The sequence below is a fragment of the Bradyrhizobium sp. A11 genome (assembly GCF_042077125.1).
GTDB classification, from domain to species: Bacteria; Pseudomonadota; Alphaproteobacteria; order Rhizobiales; family Xanthobacteraceae; genus Bradyrhizobium; species Bradyrhizobium japonicum_B.
In genome coordinates this window covers 5,363,441-5,387,529 of the sequence record NZ_CP149509.1, presented here as the reverse complement: position 1 = coordinate 5,387,529, position 24,089 = coordinate 5,363,441, and the positions used below count along the sequence as shown (strand labels likewise).

The window sequence follows — 24,089 nt, the reverse complement described above, 5'->3', positions numbered from 1 at the left end:
GGAGATGCGCCATGGCCCGCATTGACCTCGTCGATCTCGCCCATTCCTACGGTGGCAACAACGCGCCGCAGGAGACTTTCGCGCTGAAGCCGGTCACCATGACCTGGCGGCAGGGCGGCGCCTATGCGCTGCTCGGGCCGAGCGGCTGCGGCAAGACAACGCTGCTCAACGTCATCTCCGGCATCATCACCCCGTCGCGGGGGAAAATCCTGTTCGACGGGGTGGACATCACACCGCTGTCAACCCAGAAGCGCAACATCGCCCAGGTGTTCCAGTTTCCGGTGATCTACGACACCATGACGGTGGGGCAGAACCTGGCGTTTCCGCTGAAGAACCGCGGCGTGCCGAAGGCCGAGATCGACAAGCGCGTGGCCGAGATCGGCCGCCTGCTCGACCTCGAGCCCTATCTGAACCGCAAGGCGACGCGGCTCACCGCCGACGCCAAGCAGAAGATCTCGCTCGGCCGCGGCCTCGTCCGTTCCGACGTCGCCGCCGTGCTGTTCGACGAGCCGCTGACGGTGATCGATCCCGAGCTGAAATGGCAGCTCCGTTCCAAGCTGAAGGCGCTGCATCGCGAGCTCGACCTCACGATGATCTACGTCACCCACGACCAGACCGAGGCGCTGACCTTTGCCGACACCGTCGTCGTCATGCATGACGGCCGCGTGGTGCAGAGCGGCACGCCGGCCGAGCTGTTCGACAAGCCGGCACATACTTTCGTCGGCTATTTCATCGGCTCGCCCGGCATGAACATCCTGCCGGCCGAGGTGAGGGGGCGGGAGGCCAGGGTCGGTGGCCACGTCATCGCGCTCACCCGCGCCTACGACAACCTGCCGGCCGGCGCCAAGATCGAGATCGGCGTCCGGCCCGAATTCGTCGAGGTCGTTGCGCCCGCGCCCGGCCTGCTCACGGCGAAGATCGAGCGCCTCGACGATCTCGGCCGCATCCGTTTTGCGCGCGCGCGCTTCGGCGACGCCAAGCTCGCGGCGCGCGCGCCCGCCGGATTCGCCAGCTCGGACGGCATGGCCGGTCTGAAATTCGATCCGTCACACGTCCACGTCTATGCCGACAGCCTTCTGGTGGAGGGAGCTGCCTGATGGACAAGACCGTCAACCAAAAAGCCTGGTTCCTGGTGCTGCCGGTGTTCCTGGTGGTCGCCTTCTCGGCGGTGCTGCCGCTGATGACGGTGGTGAACTATTCGATGCAGGACACCTTCGGCAACAACCAGTTCTTCTGGAACGGCGTCGGCTGGTTCAAAGAGCTGCTCGATCCCTCGACCGATCTCGGCGGCCGTTTCCTCGCCTCGCTCGGCCGCAACCTGTTCTTCTCGCTGGTGATCCTCGCGATCGAGGTGCCGCTCGGCATCGTGGTCGCGCTGTCGATGCCGCGCCAGGGCTGGACCGTGGCGGCCTGTCTCGTGATTCTCGCGCTGCCGCTGCTGATTCCGTGGAACGTGGTTGGCACGATCTGGCAGATCTTCGGACGTCCGGACATCGGGCTGCTCGGCTACGTCCTCAACGCCGCGGGCATCGATTACAATTACGTCTCCAACGACATCGACGCCTGGGTCACCGTCATCGTGATGGACGTCTGGCACTGGACCAGCCTCGTCGCGCTGCTCTGTTACGCCGGTCTGAAGTCGATTCCCGAAGCCTATTACCAGGCCGCCCAGATCGACGGCGCCTCGCGCTGGGCCGTGTTCAAGGCGATCCAGCTGCCGAAGATGAACCGCGTGCTCTTGATCGCGGTGCTGCTGCGCTTCATGGACAGCTTCATGATCTATACCGAGCCGTTCGTCGTCACCGGCGGCGGGCCCGGAAACTCCACCACGTTCGTGTCGATCGAGCTCGTCAAGATCGCGCTCGGCCAGTTCGACCTCGGCAAGGCCGCGGCGCTGTCGCTGGTCTACAATCTCATCATCCTGATCGTGTGCTGGATCTTCTACACCGTCATGACCAATGCGGGCGCCGAGCGCGCCGTCAAGGAAGGAGCCGCGTGATGCATTCGATCCCCGGCCGCCGCCTCATCATGGGCTTGTTCCTGGTCTTCCTGCTGCTGCCGATCTACTGGCTCGTCAACATGAGCTTCAAGACCAACAGCGAGATCGTCTCGACCATGACGCTGTGGCCGCACACGCCGACGCTGCAGCACTACAAGCGCATCTTCACCGACGAGAGCTGGTACTCCGGCTACATCAACTCGCTGACATACGTCGTCCTCAATACCGTCATCTCGATCTCGGTGGCCTTGCCGGCGGCCTACGCCTTCTCGCGCTACCGTTTTCTCGGCGACAAGCATTTGTTCTTCTGGCTGTTGTCGAACCGCATGGCGCCGGCCGCGGTCTACGCGCTGCCGTTCTTCAACCTCTATTCGGCGATCGGCCTGTTCGATACGCCCTGGGCGGTCGCGCTGGCGCACTGCATCTTCAACGTGCCGCTGGCGGTGTGGATCCTCGAAGGCTTCGTTTCCGGCGTGCCGCGCGAGATCGACGAGACCGCTTTCCTCGACGGCTATTCCTTCCCGCGCTTCTTCATCAAGATCCTGGTGCCGCTGATCGCGAGCGGCATCGGCGTCGCCGCCTTCTTCTGCTTCATGTTCTCCTGGGTCGAGCTTCTGCTCGCGCGCACGCTGACGTCGGTGCATGCCAAGCCGATCGCCGCGATCATGACGCGCACGGTGTCGGCGGCCGGCATGGATTGGGGCCTGCTCGCGGCCGCCGGCGTGCTCACCATCATCCCGGGTGCGCTGGTGATCTGGTTCGTCCGCAACTACATCGCGCGCGGCTTCGCGCTCGGCCGGGTCTGAGGGGAGGCGAGGATGGAATCAATCGCATGGATGGCCTGGACGCTGCCGACTGCGATCTTCTTCGCCGCGCTCGCCTGCACGCTTGCGGTGATGACCTGGCTTGCCGCGGTCTATCCCGAGGCCGAGCGCGTCGGCGTGCTGCGCATCCCGACCACGCGCGGCGATCGCCTGTTCGTCTCGTTGATCGTGGCCGCCGTCATCCACCTCGTGTGGATCGGTGTCGTCGGCACTGATCCGGTCGCCACGCTGCCGATCGGCGAGGAGGGGTTTGAGATTTCGAGCCTGTGGCTCGCAAGTGGAATTTCGCTGGCCACGGCCGTGCTTATTTTTCGCACGGTCTGAAGCTCGCGAAGGGACGGCCAGATCCGGGGGCAACCCGGACCTGTATAAAAGTTTGTCGCTGCAACGGAGGAACACCATGCGACAGTTTAGGAGAAGGAAGGGTCCATTGACCAAGAGCAGTTTTCTGACCATGGCGAGCGCTGCCGCGATTGTTGCGGTCTCGTTCGCTCTCTCGGCTCCGGTTCGCGCCGCCGACGAGGCGACGATCCAGAAGTGGATCGCCGAATTCCAGCCCTCGACGCTGTCGAAGGAAGACCAGAAGAAAGAGCTGGAGTGGTTCGCCAAGGCCGCCGAACCCTTCAAGGGGATGGAGATCAACGTCGTCTCCGAGACCATCACGACCCACGAATACGAGGCGCAGACGCTCGCCAAGGCATTCTCCGAGCTGACCGGCATCAAGCTCAAGCACGACCTCATCCAGGAAGGTGACGTCGTCGAGAAGCTGCAGACCCAGATGCAGTCCGGCAAGAACGTCTATGACGGCTGGATCAACGATTCCGACCTGATCGGCACCCACTTCCGCTACGGCCAGACCATCGCGCTGTCGGACTACATGACCGGTGAGGGCAAGGACGTCACCAATCCGATGCTCGACGTCAACGACTTCATCGGCAAGTCGTTCGGCACCGGGCCGGACGGCAAGCTCTACCAGCTGCCCGACCAGCAGTTCGCCAACCTCTACTGGTTCCGCTACGACTGGTTCACCAACGCCGACTACAAGGCCAAGTTCAAGGCCAAGTATGGCTACGAGCTCGGCGTGCCCGTGAACTGGTCCGCCTACGAGGACATCGCCGAGTTCTTCACCAACGACATCAAGGAGATCAACGGCGTCAAGGTCTACGGCCATATGGATTATGGCAAGAAGGACCCCTCGCTCGGATGGCGTTTCACCGACGCCTGGCTGTCGATGGCCGGCAACGGCGACAAGGGCATTCCGAACGGCCTGCCGGTCGACGAATGGGGCATCCGCATGGAAGGCTGCCGCCCCGTCGGCTCCTCGGTCGAGCGCGGTGGCGACACCAATGGACCGGCTGCGGTCTACTCGATTACCAAATACCTCGAGTGGATGAAGAAGTATGCGCCGCCGCAGGCCCAGGGCATGACGTTCTCCGAGTCCGGCCCCGTGCCGGCGCAGGGCAACATCGCCCAGCAGATGTTCTGGTACACCGCCTTCACCGCCGACATGGTGAAGCCGGGCATCGCCGTGATGAACGCGGACGGTACGCCGAAATGGCGCATGGCTCCCTCGCCGCACGGCTCGTACTGGAAGGAAGGCATGAAGCTCGGCTATCAGGACGCGGGCTCGCTCACGCTCCTGAAGTCCACTCCGCCGGATCGCCGCAAGGCAGCGTGGCTGTATCTCCAGTTCATCGTCTCCAAATCGGTGTCGCTGAAGAAGAGCCATGTCGGTCTCACCTTCGTCCGTGAATCCGACATCTGGGACAAGTCGTTTACGGAACGTGCGCCGAAGCTCGGCGGCCTCGTCGAGTTCTACCGCTCGCCCGCGCGCGTGCAGTGGACCCCGACCGGCAACAACGTGCCCGACTATCCGAAGCTGGCGCAGCTGTGGTGGCAGAACATCGGCGATGCGTCGTCCGGTGCGAAGACGCCGCAACAGGCGATGGATGCCCTCGCGGCGGCCCAGGACTCCGTCATGGAGCGCCTGGAGAAGTCCGGCGTGCAGGGCGCCTGCGGTCCGAAGCTGCACAAGAAGGAGAAGCCGGAATACTGGTTCGCCAAGGCCGAGAAGGACGGCACCATCGCGCCCCAGCGCAAGCTCGCCAACGAGAAGCCGAAGGGCGAGACGGTCGACTACGACACCCTGATCAAGTCGTGGCCGGCCACGCCGCCCAAGCGCGCGGAAGCCAAGTAAGCGGCGGATAGCGCCATCAAATGCGAAAGGCCGGGAGCGATCCCGGCCTTTTTCTTTGGTGCTTGCGGTGACGAGCTTGTGGGGACGCGCGTCCCACACCCGGTGTCATTGCCCGCGAAGGCGGGCAATCCAGTATTCCAGAGCGGTCGTGATTGAACGAGGGGCTGCGGCGTACTGGATGCCCCGCTTTCGCGGAGCATGACAGCGTCGCGGGTGGATGGTCCCTTACTCCGCCGGCTCGGCCGCCAGCGTCGGGTAGTCCGTATACCCCTTGGCGCCGCCGCCGTAGAACGTGGTCTTGTCCCAGTCGTTCAATGCCGCACCCTGCTTCAGCCGCTCGACAAGGTCCGGGTTGGAGATGAACGGCTTGCCGAAGGCGATGAGGTCGGCTGCGTTCGCGTCCAGCACCTTGGTGGCGAGATCGAAATCATAGCCGTTGTTGGCGATGTAGGCGCCAGAGAAGCGCTTGCGCAAGGATGCGTAGTCGAACGGCGCGAAGTCGCGTGGCCCGCCGGTGGCGCCTTCGACGACGTGGAGATAGACCAGCTTCAGCGCGCTGAGACCGTCGACGATGTGATCGAACAGGGCTTGCGGATTGCTGTCGGAGATGTCGTTGGCCGGCGTCACCGGCGAGATGCGAATACCGGTGCGATCGGCGCCGGCCTCGGCGGCGACGGCCTTGGAGACTTCGAGCATCAGCCGTGCCCGGTTTTCGATCGAGCCGCCATAGGCATCCTTGCGCTTGTTGGCGCCGTCCTTGGCGAATTGGTCGAGCAGGTAGCCGTTGGCGCCGTGAATCTCGACGCCGTCGAAGCCCGCTTCGAGCGCGTTCTTCGTGGCGCGCTTGAAATCGTCGACGATGCCTGGAATCTCGGAAAGCTCGAGTGCGCGCGGCTCGGAGACGTCGGCGAAGCCGCCGTTCACGAAGGTCTTGCCTTTGGCGCGGATCGCGCTCGGTGCCACCGGGGCTGCACCATTCGCCTGGAGATCGACATGCGAGATGCGGCCGACATGCCAGAGCTGGATGAAGATCTTGCCGCCGCGCTCATGGACCTTGTCAGTGACCTTGCGCCAGCCGGCGACCTGGTCCTTGCTGTAGATGCCAGGAGTGTCCTGGTAGCCTTGCCCTTGTTGCGAGACCTGGCTCGCTTCGGTGACCAGAAGGCCGGCGGAGGCGCGCTGGCCGTAATATTCGGCGGCGAGCGCGCCGGGCACGAACGTGCCTGGTACGGCGCGGTTGCGCGTCAGCGGCGCCATCACGAGGCGATTGGCCAGCGGGATCGGGCCGAGCTTGTAGGTCTCAAACAATTTGGTCGGACGGCTCATTTGGGATGTTCCAGACGGTGAAAGGTCAGGAACACTTGTGCATCGCGACATCAGGCGCAAGAGACGAGCCATACGGAAAGTGCAGGCGAGCTACGCGGCAAGTCCCGCGTAGCATAATTCATGTGCAATCCCCGCCACGACAGCGGATTTCGCCTGCCGCGTGCGATTGCCAAGTCAGGTCAGGCCCATGAAATCGCGCTTGCCGATCTCGACGCCGTTGTGGCGCAGGATGCCGTGGGCGGTCGCGCAGTGGAAGTAGAAGTTCGGCAGCGAGAACGCGCTGAGGAATTGCTGGCCCTTCAGGGTCGTGGTCTTGTCGGGCCCGGTCGGGAAGGTGACGTCCTTGGCATCTGCGCCCTCGAATTGCTCGGGCTTGAACGACTTCACGTAATCGATCGTCTTCGCCAGCCGCTGCTTCAACTCCGCAAAGCTCGTCTCGGTGTCGGGCGTCGAGGGGACCTCGCTGTGGGTCAGCCGCGCGCAGCCCTTGGCGGCGAAATCGCTGACGAGCTGGATTTGCCTCGACAGCGGCAGCATGTCCGGAAACAGGCGGGAGCCGAGCAGGACGCTGGGGTCGATCTTCTTGGCCGCGCAATGCGCCTCGGCTTTGGTCAGCAGCCCGGTGACGCTGTTCAGCATTTGCAGATAGGCGGGGACGACCGCGTCGTAGAAGGACATGTGTGCTCGCTTCGTGAATGGGAAATCTCAGGAGAAAACCTGAGCCACTCACATGGGAGCCTCAGGGAAAAATACAATCGCGAAATCGGCTTGTGCGATGCGAAAATCTCGCGCTGCTCGCGGTAGCGTCGCGCCACACCCTCACCGTTATCGCCCGGCTCCGACCGGCCGATCCGGTACTCCGAGGCGGTTGTGGCTGAGTCGAGGGGCCGCGGCGTACTGGAGCCCCGGTCAAGCCGGGGCATGACAGTGGACGGGCCGCTACCGCACCACGCCCGCCGGCTGCGCCTGGACCGTGCCGCCGCGCATGCGGGCGAGCAACTCGGCGGTCGGCCAGGAATCGGCCGGCAGGCCGAACTTGGTCTGCATCGCCTTCACCGCAATTCGGCTCTGCTGGCCCAGCACGCCGTCGACCTTGCCGACATTGAAGCCGGCGCGCACCAGGAGCTGCTGCAATTCCTTCAGCTCGTTGAACGGCAGCTGCGGCACCGGCTGGGCCGGCTTGCGCATGGGCGCGGCGCCGGCAATGCGCGAGGCGAGATAGCCCGCCGTGGTCGAATAGATCAGCGAGTTATTCCACTCGGTGTAGGCGGCGAAATTCGCATAGGCCATGAAGGCCGGACCAAAGCGCCCCATCGGCAGCAGCACGGAGGCCGGCAGATTGTCGTTCGGCAGGGGACGGCCATCGGGATAGGTGACCCCCAGCTGCGCCCATGTCGAGCGCGGCTCCCGCACCGTGAGATCGGTCTTTTCCCACGGCAGGTTCGGCGGCACCTTGATTTCCTCGAGCCACGGCTCGCCGCGCCGCCACTTCAAGCCGTTGGCGATGTAGTTCGCGGTCGAGCCGATCACGTCGGCTGGCGAGCGCAACAGGTCGCGCCGTCCGTCGCCGTCATAGTCGACGGCGTAGTTGACGTAATGCACGGGCAGGAACTGGGTCTGCCCGAGCTCGCCGGCCCAGGAGCCGATCATCTCGTCGGGATGCAGGTCGCCGCGGTCGATGATCTTCAGCGCGGCGATGGTCTCGCCCACGAACATCTCGGAACGGCGGCAGTCATAGGCGAGCGAGACCAGCGACTTCAGCGTCGGCAGATTGCCCATGTTGGCGCCGAAGTCGCTTTCCAGCCCCCAGAACGCGGCGATCACCGCCGGCGGCACGCCATAGTCCTTCTCCGCGCGCGCGAACGCAGCCGCGTGTTGCTTGATGTGCTGCTGGCCGTTCTGCATGCGATAGGGCGCGGCCATGCGGCCGGCGAATTCGGTGAAGAGCTGGCCGAACACGCGCTGGCCGCGGTCGCGGTTGACGATCCCCTGGTCGTAGACGAGGTAGGGCGAGGCCTCCGCGATCGTCCGCTGCGACACGCCGGCCGCCACCGCCTGTTGCTTCACCTCGGCCAGGAAGCGATCGAAGCTCGCGCCATTGTGGCAAGAGGCGGCGCGCGGTGAGGGGGCGGTGGGTTTCGGCGCTACGGGCTTGGCGGGCGGCGCGAACTGGGCGGAGGCGCTGGCGGAGCATGCGAGGAGCGCGGCGGCCGCGATCGCAAATCGGATCTGGAGCATAGGGGTTCCGGCGAGGCAGGGCAGGCGGGGATTCGTCCAAATCTTAAGTGAAGTGACGGCCTCAAGCCATCCCTTCCATGCCATGGCGGACGGAATGCGAGCCGCTGTGCGCGGCCCCTGCGTTAGCCGAACAGCCGCATCAGCAGCGCTTTGCCGACCGGGAGCGCCCTCACTCCCCGAAAGGCGCGAACATACTCGCCGGCATAGAATGCCCTGATCGCGTGCACGCGCGTATCCATGTCTTCCTCGAACCGCACGGCGAATCCGTCCGCGGTCCGCCGCACCACGATGGCCGCGATCGGGCGGCCGTAGATCCGGCATTCGATCGTGCTGCCCGGCGCCGGCGGATCGGGGTCGATCAGGCGTGCGCCTGTGATGGAGATGTCGCCGAGCCGCGCGAGATGCGACCTGCCGTCGTGGCGCAGCAGGACGGTCTCATTGCGGCTGAACCGCTCCGCCTTTCGCTTGCGCGGCTGCTCGATGCAGACGAAGCAGACCACGGTGAGGATGACAGCGTTGTAGAGGCTCCAGGCCAGGGCCAGTCCGCCATAGGCGATGTTCTCGCCGCGCAGGTGCAGGATGAAGGCATAGGCGATGGCTGCGAGCGTGATGACGAGCGCGCCGCCATAGAGCCGCAGCAGCGGCCATTCGACGAATCGGCTGTTGCGGTCGCCGCCTTTCGCGGTGACCTTGAACTTGTGTCCTGTCGGCTTCAGCAGGCCGGCCGCCACCGCCTCGAGCACCGCAGGCGCCGCGATGAGCTGCGAGACGTCCGTCATCATCGCGAGCGAGCGGCCGCGCGACAGCCAGGCCATGCTGAGACCATGCCAGACATAGAAAGGCAGAAAGAAGCGCAACAGCTCGGTGAGGTCGGCCTGAACTGCCTTGATGCCGAACAGCAGGAACAACCAGGGCACGACGAGGCCCGCCACCTTCGACGCGTACACCGCCGACCAGCTCATGAAGGCGTCCATCAGCGAGAGCCGGTCGATGAAGGACAGCTTCGAGTCCCGCGACAGCGGTCCGCTGCGACCGCGCACGATCTGCATCAAGCCGAGGCACCAGCGGGCGCGCTGGGTGATGTATTCCTTCAGCCCCTCCGGCGCGAGCCCGATCGTCAGGCGCTCGTTGAGATAGATCGTGTTGAGGCCGCATTCCTTGAGACGCAGCGTGACCAGGTAGTCCTCGGTCACCGAATCGGTCGGAAATCCGCCGATCTGCATCAGCCCGGCATAGCGAATGAGGGACGAGGTGCCGCAGCAAAACGCGACGCCCCAGGCGTCCTTGGCCGGCAGCAGGATGTCGAAGAAGAAGCGCTGCTCGTCGGGCCAGACATCGGTCGCGGCAAGGTTGGTCTGGATCGGATCTGGATTGATGAAGTGCTGCGGCGTCTGCACCACGCCGACCGACTCGTCGTCCATGAGCGAGATGGTACGCGCAAGGAAATCGGGCCGCGGCACGAAGTCCGCATCGAGAATGGCGACGAATTCCGGCCGCTCCGGCAGCGTGCCGACATGCCTGAGTGCATGGTTGATGTTGCCGGCCTTGGCGTGGAGGTTGTGGTGCCGCGTGAGATAGTGGCAGCCGAGCTCGCCCGAAAGGCGCCGCAGCCAGGGCCGCCGTCCGTCGTCCAGGACCCAGACGCGGTAGTGGCCGTAGGCCATGCCGGTCGCGCCGATGATGGTGCGTTCGAGGATCGACCGTTCCTCGTTGTAGGTGCAGATGAAGACGTCGATCAATGGCGCGCTCGGATCGGTGGCGCGGCCATCGACCCTCGCTGCGCCTGTGCGGTCGAGCGTCCGGCTCAGGAACAGCAGCGACAACGCGACCGCGACGAGCGAGGCCGCTTCCAGCAGCAGGAATGGGTAGCCGACCATGGCGTCGAGGGTCAGATGCGGCGGCGGCAGCGTCGACGTGACACGCCAATAGAGATAACGCAGCAGTAGGGCCACCGACACGATGGTCAGGAACGAGCGCGCCATCGTGCTGTCGCGCCTGAGCAGCGGCACGATCGCCATGAAGGCGCCGAGCGCGATCAGGCCGGGCGTCAGCGCCATCATCACGGCGCTGTCTCATGCCGGGCGAAGACGACGCGGCCGGTGCGTCCCACGGTGCAGGCGCGGGCCGCGGCATCGCGCGAGGCCACGGTCACGCGATAGGGCTCCTTGCTCAGCGCATCCGGATTGATGGCGAGATTGGCGGGTGCGCCGGCGGCGCCGGTTAGATTGACCACGGTGCCGAAGATCGGTTCGCCGCCGTCATTCGGCTCGAAGGTCGCGCGATCGCCGAGCTGCAGGCGGTTGTAGACGGCCTCGGTGACGTTGGCGGTGATGACGGTTCCGCTGCAATCGAGCACCTTGAGCAGGGGCTGGCCGGCCTGTACGTCCTCGCCTGGCGAGGTCATCATCTCCCAGACGCGCCCCGCGACGGGTGTCGTGATGTTGGCTTCGGACAGATCGGCGAAGCGGACCTCCTCGACGATGATCTCGTTGGCAAGCCAGGCGATGTCGGTGTCGGTGCGGGCGAGATCGGCTGCGAGGTCGCCGGCGCGCTGACGCATCTCCTCTTCGCGCTGCACCGAGCTCGGCCGGTCGTTATAGCTGTCGCCGAGGAACGAGCCGTTCTGCGCCGCGGCGAGCTCGACCCTGGCGGCATCCAGCCGCTTGCGCGCTCCGAGCTCGGTCTGCTGCGACACGGAGAGCTCGCGCGTCAGCCGCGACAGCTCGACGGTCGAGATATTGCCGGATTTGGCCAGCGACGAGGCGCGCTCGACGGCGGCGCTGGCCTCCTCGCGCCGCGCCGCCGCCGCCTCGATCGAGGTCTGGATCTCGGCGATGCGGGCCTCGAGCTGGAGCACGCGTCCGTCGCGGAATTGCGCGGCCTGCCGCGCCAGGTCCTTTTGCGCGGCCTGCGCCGAGGCAAGCTTGGCGGCAAGACTCGGCCGCTCGTTCTCCAGGCGCGATTTCTGCCGCCGGAGATCGTCGAGCAGGGTGCGATCGCCGCGCGAGTTGACGACGCGCAGGACGACGGTTCCGGCATCCAGCTCGGTCTGGTCGGTGACGCGCTGGGCGGCCGCGACGCGCCCACCGATGGGTGTGCGCAACGTGACGAGGCGGGAATTCAGTACCGCCTCGACGCTCGAATTCTCCCAGATCGCGCGCAGCGGCAGCCAGCCGAACACGGCGACGATGGCGAGCCCGATGGCGATTTTGGCGCCGCGCCGCAGATACGACCAGCGACGCCCGGATTTCGGCGCCGTCTGCCCATCCGGCGCATGGCTGGGCTCGTCATTGGCGAATAGCTGCTCATGCAGCGCCTCCTGCAAGCCTTTCGCATCAGTCTTCTGGTCAAGGGAGGGGGCAGGGACAGGGGCAGGTGCGGGGTCGACGGAGGCAGCGCGCGAGCGGTCCATCATGATGGTCACCTTGCGGACGGAATGCCGACGAGAGGGGGTCAATGCGCCGGAACTGTGCTGCGTGCCGGGTTGCTATGGCTCAATCTGAAATTGCGCTTTCCAGGTTGCTAAGCTTTCGCGCATGTTTTCGCGCAAATCCCCGTCAAGCTTTAGCGAGGGCCGAAAGACTGGCCCTCCGCCAGAGGCGTGCGGCGGGGCGACGCACGAACCTTGCGGTCTCCCGCCGTATTCATACCTCGTGGATGCCGGCCGGAGGTTCGCCCGCGGCCGGCTCTAGGAGACGGCCATGAACTATTTTCGTACCGCAATGCTGCTCGCAGGCCTGACCGCCCTGTTCATGGGCGTGGGCTATCTGATCGGCGGCGCCTCGGGTGCCATGATCGCGCTCGTCATTGCCGCCGCGACCAATCTCTTCACCTACTGGAACTCCGACCGCATGGTGCTCTCGATGTACGGCGCCCATGAGGTCGACCGTTCGAGCGCGCCGGAGCTGGTCGGGCTCGTCGCCGAGCTTGCGGGCCGTGCCGGCCTGCCGATGCCGCGGGTCTTCCTGATGGACGAGCCGCAGCCCAACGCGTTCGCGACCGGACGAAATCCGCAAAATGCCGCGGTTGCCGTCACCACCGGCCTGATGCGCCAGCTCAGCCGCGAGGAGCTCGCCGGCGTGATCGCGCACGAGCTCGCCCATATCAAGAATCACGACACGCTGCTGATGACCATCACCGCGACCATCGCCGGCGCGATCTCGATGCTGGCGCAGTTCGGCATGTTCTTCGGCGGCAATCGCGAGAACAACAATGGTCTCGGCATCGTCGGCTCGATCCTGATGATGATCCTCGCCCCGCTCGGCGCCATGCTGGTGCAGATGGCGATCAGCCGCACCCGTGAATACGCCGCGGACAACCTCGGTGCGCGCATCGCGGGACAGCCGATGTGGCTGGCCTCCGCGTTGGTGAAGATCGAGGGCGCCGCGCATCAGGTGCCGAACTACGAGGCCGAGCGAAACCCCGCGACCGCGCACATGTTCATCATCAATCCGCTGTCGGGCCATGGCGTGGACAATCTGTTCGCCACCCATCCGTCGACGCAGAACCGCATCGCCGCGCTTCAGCAGCTGGCGGCCGAGCTCGGCACGCGGGCCGCGCCGTCGGTCGGCGCCAACGAGAACTACCCGCCGCGTGGTCCGTGGGGGCGCTCATCGTCGCGTGGTTCTTCGCGTGGTCCTTGGGGCTGACGGAACCGCAGGCCTTGCGTGCGGCTTTGTGACCTGGCGCACACATAATCCCCGACGCCGGTGTTAACACCCCGGCGAGACCAATTCTTCGAAAGGGGATGCGTGGCCGGCCCGCTGTCGGCCATCGCCGAAGATGACCAGAGTTTTGGTGCCACTACTAATCGTCCTGTGCGTGCTTTTCGGCCTGTCCACGCACATGGTCGTCAATTGCGGCGACGAGGACGATCCCGACATCTGCTCGGCCGTGATCGGCTTCTCGCCGCTGCGCGGCTCCCTGATCGCCTTCGCCTATGAGGGGCGTGGGCGGATCGCGCTGCGTCACGGCGACTTCAGGCGGGCGATCGCCGATTTCAACGAGGCCATCCACCTCAATCCCAACCGCGCCTCGCTCTATCGCGACCGGGCGCTGGCGCGCCGGCAGAACGGTGACCTCGAGCTTGCGGTTACCGATTATGACGAGGCGATCGCGCATGATCCCAAGCGCGCCGCGCCCTATCACCAGCGCGGGCTCGCGCTCGCCGCCATGGGCGATCTCGATCGCGCCATCCTGAGCTACAACACGGCGGTCCGTCTCGACCCCTCCGATGCGCAGGCCCGCCTCGACCGCGGCCTCGCGTTCCTCGCCCGCGGCCAGGCCGACGACGCCCGCGCCGATTTCGAGGCGGCGCTGGCGCTGCCCGCCGGCAAGGACAGCCGCGCGCGCGAAGCGGCGCGCGCCAAGCTCGCCGAACTCGCGAGCGCCGAGCCGATGCCGATTGCCGCGTCGAGAAGGTGACGGGCCTGGAGCAGCACTCGCCGCCCGCACTTTCCCGCTCCGTGTCTGAGACAGGCGGCTCGCCGTAGAGCTGTGACCGATACGGCCGCGGATCCAAGATGTCGCGGCCCCTCCCGGCGCGTGTTCGAACCAATCTCCCGGAATTGATTTGGATCAACGCCGACCGTGGTCAGAGTGCACCGGTGTCGTGCGGACTTGGAGGAGGTTCCAATGCGGAAATGGACTCTAACGCTCTTGACCTTGAGTATCGCCCTGACAGCCGGGCACGCCCGGGCTCAAACATACGACCCGGCGTTCCCGGTGTGCCTGAACGTCGTTTCTCAGGGAATGACCCCTTACTATCGATGCACCTACATGACGATGGACCAATGCAGGGCGTCGGCGAACGGTCAGATGTGCGTCCTCAATCCTTACTACAATGGTGCGGCAGCCAGAGGAAACAAACGGCGTCAGCAAGGTCAAACCTTCACGCCGTCGCGGCCGCCGGTCCACTACCGGGCCTCACCGTACAATCAGTTCAATGAACCGTATTTTGGAGCGTCCCAAGGCTATGCGCCGGGCGAGAAAGAACGATTTCTCCAAAGTTCGAGGAGCCACATGTGATGGATGACGGATCGGCCATGTACTGACACGCGTGTGTGCCGGCGACCGTTTCGTACGTCACGGCCGACCCTATCGCACCTTCGGGCCCACGTCGCCCGAAGGTCGTAAGCGAACATTGCTGCGTGGAGGCACGCGAGCCGATTACGCCGGAGATGATCAGACAACCGGACCAGTCCGGGAATCGTAGGGTGGGCAAAAGGCGCAAAGCGCCGTGCCCACGATCTTCCCAATGCGGCCACCGACGCGTGGGCACGCTTCGCTTTGCCCACCCTACGATGCTGATTGTCGCGTCGAGAAGATGGATTTCGCGTAGCTCGGGCCTTCTTCCTTCGCCGCCTACTTCGCCTTCTTCGCTTTCGCCTTCGCGGCTTTCTTCGCCGGCTTCTCTGCCTTGGCCTTCTTCGCCACCTTCACCGCCACCGGCGTGCTGGCGGCAATCCGCATCGACCGCGCGTAGCTGTCGGCGACATTGTCGGCGGACATCTGGAGGCGCTTGGCGGCGGCGGTGGCCTGCTCCAAGGTGGCCTTGGCCATCATCTTGAAGCGGTCGGCGGTCTCCTTGCTCTTGGCCTTGGTCGCCAGGCCGTTGAGGCGATCCCGTCGCTCCTTGGCGCGGGTCATCAGGCCCGTATGCAGCTGTCTGGCCAGTTGCCGGATCACGACATCCAGGTCGGCGTCCGCCATGTTCTCTTATCCCCTTCGAAATACGCTATCGATGCGGGCCGGACTATGCAGATCGGGCCCCGCCTTGGCAATTCCCGGCTGTGCGTCATCCGCAGCTTCCAGCGGGCCAAAACTGAAAAAGCCGCGCATGCCGCGCGGCTTGTTCAACGTTTCTGCGAGGCCGCCTCACTTCAGCGAGGCAACCGGACCGCTCGCCGCCGCCGGCTCGGGGTCGAATCCGAACACGCCGACCAGATATTTGTAATAGTCCGGCATCTTCTCCTTGAGCGCCTCGCGCGACTTCGGGTCGTGGAATTCGCTCTTGCCGGCCAGGAAGATGCTGGCGGTCACCGCGAAGAACTCCATGGGATTCTTCATCGCATAGGTGTCCTTGGGCAGCAGGTCCTTGGACTTGGCCAGGGCGTAATAGCCGATCACGCCCTTGTTGGCATAACCGTCCGGCAGCAGCCGCGCATGATAGGCGTGAAGCAGCTCGTGCAGCAGCACGGCTTCCTTTTCGTAGCGCATCATGTCCGGGCGCAGCATGATCACGCCGAGCCCCGAATCGACCGCGAGGTCGACGGCGTTCGGATTGGTCCAGCGCTGCTTGTTCGGATCCCACACCGTGAGCGTCCGCGGCGCGGTGCGGCGGATGTCCGGCGTGACCCGGCCGTAGCACGCGGTCGCGGCGCCTTCGTCGAGGCAGGCCAGTTCGCTCGCGACGATCGGCACGGTATGGAAGAAGCGCAACACGCGCGGCGAAAGGCCGGCGCCTTCGACGAGGTCGATCTGCTGCTTCAGATTGTCGGTGAGCTTGTCGACGTCCTTGCGCTCGGAATTCTCCGACAGGTCGAACATGTAGCCGCGGTAGCTCTGGAAGCCCGGCGGCAGCGGCTGCGCCGCGTCCGCATCGAGCGATCCGGCACGGGACGGACTGGTGAAGAGCGCGCCGACGATGGTTGCGGTCAGCAGCAACGCAATGCGCATGATGAAACCCCCTGATGTCACTTCGCCCGGCAGAATAGGCCGCCGTTGTTTGCGAAAAGTGAGTGGGGCGAGACTAAGGCGCCGATGTTGAGGCGTGCTTAACCGCTGGTTGCAGATCGTGCGCGCGGATTAGGGCCGGATTAACCAAGCATGGATCGGCAGCGCGCTTCGGAGCCGCTGCTCGCCAAGCATGCCAGCGCGGCGGCAGGGCCGGTGATCGCGCATACGCTGGCATAGAGCGGTCTCGTGCTCTGCGCAGCAGCGCACAAGCGCTGCAGCGCGTCCGGGACACGAGACCTCCCCCTCACAGCTCCCGTGCATTCGAGAACGCGAAGCTCGACACCCGCCGCGTTGTCTCGTCCAGGATCAGCGTGCGCGTGATCGGCGGCTCGGCGCGCTGGGCGCAGTTTTCGCGCTCGCACAGGCGGCAATTGACGCCGATCGGCGTTCCCTCGCTCTTCTCGAGGTCGATGCCGGCCGCGTAGGTCAGGCGTGCGGCGTGACGGATCTCGCAGCCGAGGCCGATGGCGAAGCGCGGCTGCGGCAGCGGATGCGGCGCGACCGGGCGGCGCACCATCTGTGCGATCGAGAAATAGCGCGTGCCGTCGGGCAGCTCGATCACCTGCTTGAGCAGACGGTCCGGTGTGTCGAAGGTCGAATGCACGTTCCACAGCGGGCAGGTGCCGCCGAACTTCGAGAACGGGAAGGTGCCGGAGGAGAAGCGCTTGGAGACGTTGCCGGCATTGTCGACGCGCAGCAGGAAGAACGGAATGCCGCGCGCGTTCGGCCGCTGCAGGGTGGTGAGGCGATGGCAGACCTGCTCGAAGCCGGAATTGAAGCGCTGCGCCAGCACGTGGATGTCATAATTGAGCGCTTCGGCCGCGGCGAGAAAAGCCGGGTAGGGCATCATCACCGCCGCTGCAAAGTAATTGCCGAGCGTGATGCGGAACAGTCGGCGCGGCGCGTCGTCGAGCGGTCCGGCACGACCGATGATGCTCTCCAGGGCTTGCGTGCATTCGCCGAGGCCCAGCTGAAAGGCGAGCTGGAAGGCGCGGCCCGGCGGGTCGACCAGCTCCGAGATCAGCAATTGGCGGCGGTGGCGATCGAAACGCCGGAGCGTCTCGCGCATCACGTCGACGGGCATGATGCGGGTCTGGATCGAATGCTTTTCCCGCAGCCGCGCGGCCAGCGCCGCGTAGAGCCCTTCGGCCGGCACGTTCAGCTCGTCGCGGAGATTCTCCGCGGCCTGCTCCAGCTCCGGAAAATAGTTGCGATTGGCCTCGATCAGCTCGCGCACGCGCTCGACCGGATTGGCCTCATAGCGCGTGCCGACGTCGCGGTCGGCCATCTGGGCGGCGGCCAGCGTCTCGCCCTGGCGGGCCTCGGTATAGGCCGCGTAGAGCCGCTGCAGCGCATGGGTGACGCCGGGGCAGAGCTCGGCGAGGTCGCGCAGCTCCTGCTTGGGCACGTCGATCTGGCGGAACAGGGGATCGGAGAAGATCTCGTTGAGCTCGGCGAAGAAGCGATCCTCGTCGGCGGTGGCGAGATCGCGCAGATCGAGGTCGTAGGTCTCGGCCAGCCGCAGCAGGATCTGCGCCGTCACCGGGCGCTGGTTGCGCTCGATCAGGTTGACATAGCTCGGCGAGATTCCGAGCCCCTCGGCGATCTGGGTCTGCGACAGCCCCAATTGCTGCCGGATCCTCCGGAAACGCGGGCCGACGAACAGTTTCTTGCCGGACTCGGCGGCCATCAGCGGCTCCTCTCTTCGCCTATCCCCGCTTGCGGGGAGAGGCCGACACGCGAAGCGTGGCGGGTGAGGGGGAGCCTCCGCAGGGGAGGTGAGACCCGAAGTCGGGGAGAGAGCCCCTCACCCCGACCCTCTCCCCCTAAAAACGGGGAGACGGAGAAAAAATCGGACTCGGCGGCCATATCCTGCGATCTCCGTCTGCAATCAGGACAGTCTTGCTGACCCAATATTTACAAACTTTACAAAATAACATCTATTACATGTTCTGATGTTACATGACATCACCAATAAAAAGCAAGCCATCTGTACGAAGTTTCCGTTTTCGCGTTTAGCTCCTGACACGCATCTCGCAATGCAGTGTCAAGAATGTCGATGGCTCGCCATCGCCATCGTCAGCGAAAGGATCAGGCACATGAACTACCAGCCGCGCGGCATCAGCACCCTCCAGGGCCCGTCCTCGTATCAGGACGAGGTCAAGGCGGCCCAGGCGCTCCTCGAGACCCAGCCGACCTGGAACGGCGTGTCGGCCGAGGCCGTCGCCCGCATGCGCCTGCAGAACCGCTTCAAGACCGGCCTCGACGTCGCCCGCTACACCGCGGCGCTGATGCGCGCCGACATGGCGGCCTATGACAAGGACCCGACCAAGTACACGCAGTCGCTGGGCTGCTGGCACGGCTTCATCGCCCAGCAGAAGCTGATCTCGGTCAAGAAGCATTTCGGCGGCAAGACCGATCGCACCTATCTGTACCTCTCCGGCTGGATGATCGCGGCGCTGCGCTCCGAATTCGGCCCGCTGCCCGACCAGTCGATGCACGAGAAGACCTCGGTGCCGGCGCTGATCGAGGAGCTCTACACGTTCCTGCGTCAGGCGGATTCCCGCGAGCTCAACGACATCTTCCGCCTGCTCGACAAGGCGCGCAAGGAAGGCGACAAGACCCGCGAGCAGGAGCTGATCGCGAAGATCGACAACTTCCAGACCCATGTCGTGCCCGTCATCGCCGACATCGATGCCGGCTTCGGCAACGCGGAAGCGACCTATCTGCTCGCCAAGAAGATGATCGAGGCGGGCGCCTGCGCCCTGCAGATCGAGAACCAGGTCTCGGACGAGAAGCAGTGCGGCCACCAGGACGGCAAGGTCACCGTGCCGCACGAGGTCTTCCTCGCGAAGATCCGCGCCTGCCGCCATGCCTTCCTCGAGCTCGGCGTCGAAGACGGCATCATCGTGACCCGCACCGACTCGCTCGGCGCCGGCCTGACGCAGCAGATCGCCGTCAGCCACAAGCCCGGTGACATCGGCGACCAGTACAACAGCTTCCTGGATTGCGAGGAAGTGACCGCGGAGAACGCCCGCAACGGCGACGTCATCATCAACCGCAACGGCAAGATGATGCGCCCGAAGCGGCTGCCCTCGAACCTGTACCAGTTCCGCCCCGGCACCGGCGCGGACCGTTGCGTGCTCGACTGCATCACCTCGCTGCAGAACGGCGCCGACCTGCTCTGGATCGAGACCGAGAAGCCGCATATCGAGCAGATCGCCAGCATGGTCGATCGCATCCGCAAGGTCGTGCCGAACGCGAAGCTCGCCTACAACAACTCGCCGTCCTTCAACTGGACCCTCAACTTCCGCTGGCAGGTCTATGATGCCTGGAAGGACGCCGGCAAGGACGTCAGCAAGTACAACCGTGCCGAGCTGATGAAGGCGGAGTACGACGAGACGCCGCTGGCGCAGGAAGCCGACGAGCGCATCCGTACCTTCCAGGCGGATTCAGCCAAGCGCGCCGGCATCTTCCACCACCTGATCACGTTGCCGACCTATCACACGGCCGCGCTCTCCACCGACAATCTCGCTCGCGAATATTTCGGCGAGCAGGGCATGCTGGGCTACGTCAAGAACGTCCAGCGCGCCGAGATCCGTCAGGGCATCGCCTGCGTGAAGCACCAGAACATGGCCGGCTCCGACATCGGCGACGACCACAAGGAGTACTTCGCGGGTGAAGCCGCCCTGAAGGCGGGCGGTGCCCACAACACGATGAACCAGTTCGGCTAACCCATCACGCCATTCGACAGGAGACTGACAATGACCAAAGGCAGCAATTTCTGGGTGATCGGCGGCGAGTTCGGCTCGATGAACTTCCACAAGCTCGTGGAAGGCTCCGCCCAGGTCAAGGGTCCGTTCAAGACCCGCAAGGAAGCCGAGGACTGCTGGAAGGAAGTCTCGGAAGAGAGCCGCCACAAGGCTGGCGTCCGCTTCTCGATCGTGGAAGAGCCCTCGCGGGTCTCGGCCTGATCGCCCTCACTTAAGAAGACGTCCAAGGACGGACGGTCCCATCCAGGCCCTGCCTGGGTGGGATCGTCTGTTTTTGGCACAGGTCAAACGGCTGTGGGCGCCGTAAGTAGCTGGAATTGTAGGCCTTTGCGGAGGGTTTGGTTGCTGATAGGTTAATGGCGGAAAGTCGAGGACGAGGCCGACAATGTCAGAGCCCGAGACCAGCGGGACCCATCCCGGCCAGCCGCGCCCGGTGCGGCTGCGCGATGCGCTGCTGCGCGCGCGGATCGAGGCCGCCGACCGGACCGGCGTCGTCGTCGATCTCAGGGACGCCGAGGTGGCGCGGCTCGAGATCCTCAATGATGCGCTCGATCCCCTGTTCGCGCAGGTGCCTGATCAGATCGACCTGTTCGACCGCGGCGTCAGCCAGGGCGATACGCCGAGGCTCTGGATCGACGTCGTCGCCCACATCGTGATGGGGCGCGACAAGCGGATGTACCGCTTCGTCCAGGACACCCGTTTCGGCCGCATCGTGCTCGCCGAATCACACGACACCGCGGCAATCGTCGAGGCCGTCACTGACTATGTCGCGCGCCGCATGGTCGAGCGCGAGCGGGCCATGGTCGTTCCTCCCGAGCCGCAGGCACCGGCCGTCGCGCCACCGCGCCGCTCGCGCTTCTGGCCGTTCGTGTTCGGCTTCGTGCTAGGTGCGGCCGCGCTGTTCGGCGTCGCGGTGCTGGCGGCCTTGCGGAGCTGGTGAGGTATCCTCCGCCGTCATTCCGGGGCGCGCGAAGCGCGAACCCGGAATCTCGAGATTCTCAGGTGCGCAAGGGCGCACCGGAGTTCGGCTCCCAGAGCCGCCCCGGAATGAGGGCCAAGTCTAAATCAACCTCACATGCTTGATCTGCCCGACCTGAAACCCCGCCCCCAGGCTCCGCACCGTCTGCTCGCAGCGCCAGCCGGCATTGTCCTTCTCGATACGGAGCAGATTATACGCCGCCGCCGGATAGCGTCCGTGCGCGAGCGCGGAGGCCGAGGGCACGCCGAGCGCGGGAATGTCGCCGTTGGGACCCTCGACCCACACGGTCGAATGAACGTGGTCGTGCCCGTGCAGGATCAGCTCGACGCCGTGGCGCTTGAGCAGCTCGAGCAGCGCGGGCGCGTCGGTCATACGCTTCTGACGGGCGTCGGATTTCAGGGGATGATGCACCAGCAGCACGCGGAAGACGTCCTCGGTCGCGAGCCGTTCCAGGACCGTTTCGAGCGAGGCGAGCTGATCGCGTCCGAGCGTGCCCGTTGCCATCAGCGGCAGCGTCGGCACCGCCGTCGACAGGCTGATCAGCGCGAGCGGCCCGCGCCGGCGCACCGAGGGAAAACCGACGCGGCCGTCGTCGCCCGTAAGATAGGGCGCAAAGGTCTCGCCGAAGCGGTGCGAGGTAGCTCGGACATAGGCGTCGTGATTGCCGGGAATCGTCGTGACGCGGTCGGGCGGGCCGACATCGTCGAGCCAGGCGCGGGCAGGCGCGAACTCGGCTTCCAGCGCGAGATTGACGAGGTCGCCCGTCACCGCGATGTGGTCGGGAGCCTGCGCCTTCATGTCCGCGACCAGCGCGTCGAGCACCTCGCGGCGCTGGTACTTGTGGCGGTTGCGCGTCCAGTTGACGTAGCCGAAGGCGCGCTTGCCCGCGAGCTCGATCAGCCGTGGTTTCGGCAGCGGCGCAAGATGCGGATCGGACAGATGGGCGAGCGTGAAGGGAGCCTGCCTGTTGTGAGTCATGTGGCGCGATTGCCTCGCTATTGCTCCGCTGTAATGGCAAGCTCGCAAGCAACGCGCAAGCACGGCCTGAGCCGCGGCGTCGAGGAAGCCTGATGGGAGAACGTCTGAACCAAGCCCGACGCAGAGCCGAGCCGCTGCTGCGGCGATTCTTCCATGCCTATTTTCTCCTGGTCCGCGGCATGACGCTCGGCGTCCGCGCCGTGGTGCTGGATGCCGACAACCGGGTCTTCCTGGTCAGGCACAGCTATGTCAGCGGCTGGTACCTGCCCGGCGGCGGCGTCGATTTCGGCGAGACCATGGATGAGGCGATGCGGCGCGAGCTCAAGGAAGAGGGCGACATCGATCTCACCGGCGAGGCGATCCTGCATGGCATCTTCCTCAACAGCCACGTCTCGCGCCGCGACCACGTCGCCGTCTACGTGGTCAGGCAGTTCAGCCAGGACCGGCTGCCCGCACCCAACCGCGAGATCGTCGAATGCGGGTTCTTCGCGATCGATGCGCTGCCCGAGGGGACCACGTCCGGCACGCGGCTGCGGATCGCGGAAGTGCTCGACGGCCGGCCCCTGATTGCGACCTGGCGGTGAGGGCGGGCCGTGTCTCGTCATTCGACACGAGCGAGCTGAGGTCTCGGAACACCTGTCGGATCGGCGCCCCAAAATGGACCTGAGCGGCTGCGCTGCCCAATGGACCGCGCCGCGTTCCAATGCTATCCCGCGATTGCCATGACCGACCTTTCACTCACCGTCCTCCCCGAGGCCGCCGGCGACGCCCAGTCGATCGAGCGGCTGCATGAGCGCACCTTCGGTCCAGGCCGTTTCGTGCTCAGCGCCTATCGGATTCGCGAGCACGTCGACCATCTGCTCGAATTGTCGTTCACCGCCCGCATCGGCACGCTGCTGGTCGGCTCGGTCCGGCAGCTGCCGATCCTGATCGGCGAGACGCCGGCCCTGCTGCTCGGGCCGCTCACCGTCGAGCCGCCGTTTCGCGGCCACGGGGTCGGCCGCCTGCTGATGGAGCGTGCGCTGAAGGACGCGAAGGCGAAGGGCCACCGTCTCGTGCTGCTGGTCGGCGACGAGCCCTATTACAGTCGTGTCGGCTTCAAGCCGGTCCCCAAGGGCCGCGTCACCATGCCGGGCCCGGTCGATGCCGCGCGCATCCTGGTGTTCGAGCTCGTCGACGGCGCCTTCGAGGGCGTGTCGGGGACGGTGGGCCCCGACTGGAGCAAGGCGCGGGGATAAGATTGGGCTGCCGCAGGGCTCGGCCGGCGCGGATGACCCGAAGCGCGCTCCATCGCCTGTCGAAAAAGCAGCTCGCGATCTGGCAGCGGAAAAGCAGTACTTTCTTCCAGCGTCGAGAAGAGAACGCCCGTCCGCACATTGTCTCTCAATGGCGAGGAGCTTTCTTCGGCCGCGGCTGCAATGCGCGCTGCTGGAACAGAACGTACCGGTTCACATCGCAGTATGTATTCCACCGGCCGGATGCCGAGGCCAGACACTGCTCTCTTGTTCGGTAAAGACACTCGCCGGAGGGTCCGAGCTCTCCACCATAGACGCACCAAGGATAATCATATTCAGCATGAGCGGTGGTGATGGGCGCCATGAGGATCAGTATGAGAAGGATCGTGCGCATCGTACCTCCATTCAAGAGCAGGGTGCCAGCAATGAGCTGGCACCGAAGCGATATGGTGAATGTTGAGCTACATCAAATCTTCCCAGATCCATATTGCTTCTGCTGCCTATAGTTCTGCAAGCCGTACTTGCCGATCGAACGTCTTGCTGTACCGTCCGAACGGACAATGAGGCCGCCGAGTCCGGCCTGGCCGCGCGAGGCCGCGGGCGCCTTGATCGCCCGGTTTCTACCTCGATGCGTGCGGGGGCGCTCGATGCCGGCTCGGCGGCGCAGGCGCGATAGGCTCGCAGCGCTTCATCCGGCTACACCGCCGTCAATTGGAGGAGCAGCGCCCACGTCTCGTACTCCGTCGCTGCGCTCGCAATGACGAAATGTATGTCGGGGCCCGCAGGCCCCGACCGACGTCAAG

Annotated in this window: 23 protein-coding genes; 13 read left to right on the top strand and 10 right to left on the bottom strand. The window is 65.2% G+C overall.

The window, feature by feature from the left end; genetic code table 11:
- Positions 1–11: 11 nt before the first annotated feature.
- The 5 genes from WI560_RS25340 (at position 12) to WI560_RS25320 (ending at position 5,020) form a co-directional block, all read left to right on the top strand.
- The gene (locus tag WI560_RS25340; protein WP_257176177.1) at positions 12–1,097 is read left to right on the top strand and encodes an ABC transporter ATP-binding protein; all 1,086 of its coding nucleotides are present in this window, start codon (positions 12–14) and stop codon (positions 1,095–1,097) included.
- Positions 1,097–1,999 carry a carbohydrate ABC transporter permease gene (locus WI560_RS25335; RefSeq protein WP_375305371.1) on the top strand — a complete coding sequence of 301 codons (903 nt, stop codon included), beginning with the start codon at positions 1,097–1,099 and terminating at the stop codon, positions 1,997–1,999. Before WI560_RS25340 ends, WI560_RS25335 begins: the two co-directional genes overlap by 1 nt.
- Entirely contained in the window at positions 1,999–2,805 is an 807-nt protein-coding gene (locus WI560_RS25330; RefSeq protein ID WP_375161602.1) for a carbohydrate ABC transporter permease, read from the top strand. Before WI560_RS25335 ends, WI560_RS25330 begins: the two co-directional genes overlap by 1 nt.
- 12 nt (positions 2,806–2,817) lie before the next feature.
- Complete coding sequence (locus WI560_RS25325) at positions 2,818–3,147, top strand: DUF2160 domain-containing protein (protein WP_028134820.1); 330 nt, start codon at positions 2,818–2,820, stop codon at positions 3,145–3,147.
- Between the two features lie 130 nt (positions 3,148–3,277).
- Positions 3,278–5,020, top strand: coding sequence for an ABC transporter substrate-binding protein (locus WI560_RS25320; protein WP_375308906.1), 1,743 nt, complete (start codon positions 3,278–3,280; stop codon positions 5,018–5,020).
- Between the two features lie 225 nt (positions 5,021–5,245).
- Here the strand turns inward: WI560_RS25320 and WI560_RS25315 are convergent, their stop codons facing one another.
- The 5 genes from WI560_RS25315 to WI560_RS25295 form a co-directional block, all read right to left on the bottom strand.
- On the bottom strand, positions 5,246–6,346 hold the full coding sequence (locus WI560_RS25315; protein ID WP_375305370.1) for an alkene reductase: 1,101 nt from the start codon (positions 6,344–6,346) through the stop codon (positions 5,246–5,248).
- A gap of 174 nt (positions 6,347–6,520) precedes the next feature.
- Complete coding sequence (locus WI560_RS25310) at positions 6,521–7,024, bottom strand: DUF1993 family protein (protein ID WP_257176174.1); 504 nt, start codon at positions 7,022–7,024, stop codon at positions 6,521–6,523.
- Between the two features lie 261 nt (positions 7,025–7,285).
- A complete protein-coding gene (locus WI560_RS25305; protein ID WP_375305369.1) occupies positions 7,286–8,584 on the bottom strand; it encodes a lytic murein transglycosylase in 1,299 nt (432 codons plus the stop codon).
- A gap of 122 nt (positions 8,585–8,706) precedes the next feature.
- Entirely contained in the window at positions 8,707–10,644 is a 1,938-nt protein-coding gene (locus WI560_RS25300; protein ID WP_375308905.1) for a glycosyltransferase, read from the bottom strand.
- Positions 10,644–11,999 (bottom strand): HlyD family secretion protein, encoded by a 1,356-nt coding sequence (locus WI560_RS25295; protein WP_375305368.1) that lies wholly within the window; start codon positions 11,997–11,999, stop codon positions 10,644–10,646. The genes WI560_RS25300 and WI560_RS25295 overlap by 1 nt, the downstream gene beginning before the upstream one ends.
- 286 nt (positions 12,000–12,285) lie before the next feature.
- Here WI560_RS25295 and htpX point away from each other — a divergent pair, with 286 nt between their 5' ends.
- The 3 genes from htpX to WI560_RS25280 all read left to right on the top strand — a co-directional run bounded on the left by htpX (position 12,286) and on the right by WI560_RS25280 (position 14,611).
- A complete protein-coding gene (htpX, locus tag WI560_RS25290) occupies positions 12,286–13,233 on the top strand; it encodes a zinc metalloprotease HtpX (RefSeq protein WP_375305367.1) in 948 nt (315 codons plus the stop codon).
- A gap of 133 nt (positions 13,234–13,366) precedes the next feature.
- Complete coding sequence (locus WI560_RS25285) at positions 13,367–14,008, top strand: tetratricopeptide repeat protein (protein ID WP_028134826.1); 642 nt, start codon at positions 13,367–13,369, stop codon at positions 14,006–14,008.
- Positions 14,009–14,218: 210 nt separating this feature from the next.
- A complete protein-coding gene (locus tag WI560_RS25280; protein WP_375305366.1) occupies positions 14,219–14,611 on the top strand; it encodes a DUF3551 domain-containing protein in 393 nt (130 codons plus the stop codon).
- A 336-nt stretch (positions 14,612–14,947) separates the two neighbouring features.
- On the opposite strand, the gene WI560_RS25275 is transcribed toward WI560_RS25280, so the two are convergent.
- The 3 genes from WI560_RS25275 to WI560_RS25265 form a co-directional block, all read right to left on the bottom strand.
- The gene (locus WI560_RS25275; RefSeq protein ID WP_375305365.1) at positions 14,948–15,295 is read right to left on the bottom strand and encodes a hypothetical protein; all 348 of its coding nucleotides are present in this window, start codon (positions 15,293–15,295) and stop codon (positions 14,948–14,950) included.
- Between the two features lie 165 nt (positions 15,296–15,460).
- Positions 15,461–16,261, bottom strand: a complete 801-nt coding sequence (locus WI560_RS25270; RefSeq protein WP_375305364.1) for a hypothetical protein — start codon at positions 16,259–16,261, stop codon at positions 15,461–15,463.
- 304 nt (positions 16,262–16,565) lie between these two features.
- Positions 16,566–18,011 (bottom strand): short-chain fatty acyl-CoA regulator family protein, encoded by a 1,446-nt coding sequence (locus WI560_RS25265; protein WP_375305363.1) that lies wholly within the window; start codon positions 18,009–18,011, stop codon positions 16,566–16,568.
- Between the two features lie 409 nt (positions 18,012–18,420).
- Here WI560_RS25265 and WI560_RS25260 point away from each other — a divergent pair, with 409 nt between their 5' ends.
- The 3 genes from WI560_RS25260 (at position 18,421) to WI560_RS25250 (ending at position 21,034) form a co-directional block, all read left to right on the top strand.
- The gene (locus tag WI560_RS25260; RefSeq protein ID WP_126260485.1) at positions 18,421–20,055 is read left to right on the top strand and encodes an isocitrate lyase; all 1,635 of its coding nucleotides are present in this window, start codon (positions 18,421–18,423) and stop codon (positions 20,053–20,055) included.
- Between the two features lie 30 nt (positions 20,056–20,085).
- Complete coding sequence (locus tag WI560_RS25255; protein WP_028134831.1) at positions 20,086–20,295, top strand: hypothetical protein; 210 nt, start codon at positions 20,086–20,088, stop codon at positions 20,293–20,295.
- Positions 20,296–20,479: 184 nt separating this feature from the next.
- The gene (locus WI560_RS25250) at positions 20,480–21,034 is read left to right on the top strand and encodes a hypothetical protein (protein WP_375305362.1); all 555 of its coding nucleotides are present in this window, start codon (positions 20,480–20,482) and stop codon (positions 21,032–21,034) included.
- A 120-nt stretch (positions 21,035–21,154) separates the two neighbouring features.
- Here the strand turns inward: WI560_RS25250 and WI560_RS25245 are convergent, their stop codons facing one another.
- Positions 21,155–22,051, bottom strand: coding sequence for a metallophosphoesterase family protein (locus tag WI560_RS25245; protein WP_375305361.1), 897 nt, complete (start codon positions 22,049–22,051; stop codon positions 21,155–21,157).
- A gap of 92 nt (positions 22,052–22,143) precedes the next feature.
- On the opposite strand from WI560_RS25245, the gene WI560_RS25240 reads away from it, so the two are divergent.
- Both WI560_RS25240 and WI560_RS25235 read left to right on the top strand, forming a co-directional pair.
- Positions 22,144–22,635 (top strand): NUDIX domain-containing protein, encoded by a 492-nt coding sequence (locus tag WI560_RS25240; protein ID WP_375305360.1) that lies wholly within the window; start codon positions 22,144–22,146, stop codon positions 22,633–22,635.
- A gap of 138 nt (positions 22,636–22,773) precedes the next feature.
- On the top strand, positions 22,774–23,289 hold the full coding sequence (locus tag WI560_RS25235) for a GNAT family N-acetyltransferase (protein ID WP_375305359.1): 516 nt from the start codon (positions 22,774–22,776) through the stop codon (positions 23,287–23,289).
- A 145-nt stretch (positions 23,290–23,434) separates the two neighbouring features.
- Here the strand turns inward: WI560_RS25235 and WI560_RS25230 are convergent, their stop codons facing one another.
- On the bottom strand, positions 23,435–23,650 hold the full coding sequence (locus tag WI560_RS25230) for a DUF3551 domain-containing protein (RefSeq protein ID WP_257180806.1): 216 nt from the start codon (positions 23,648–23,650) through the stop codon (positions 23,435–23,437).
- Between the last annotated feature and the right edge of the window lie 439 nt (positions 23,651–24,089).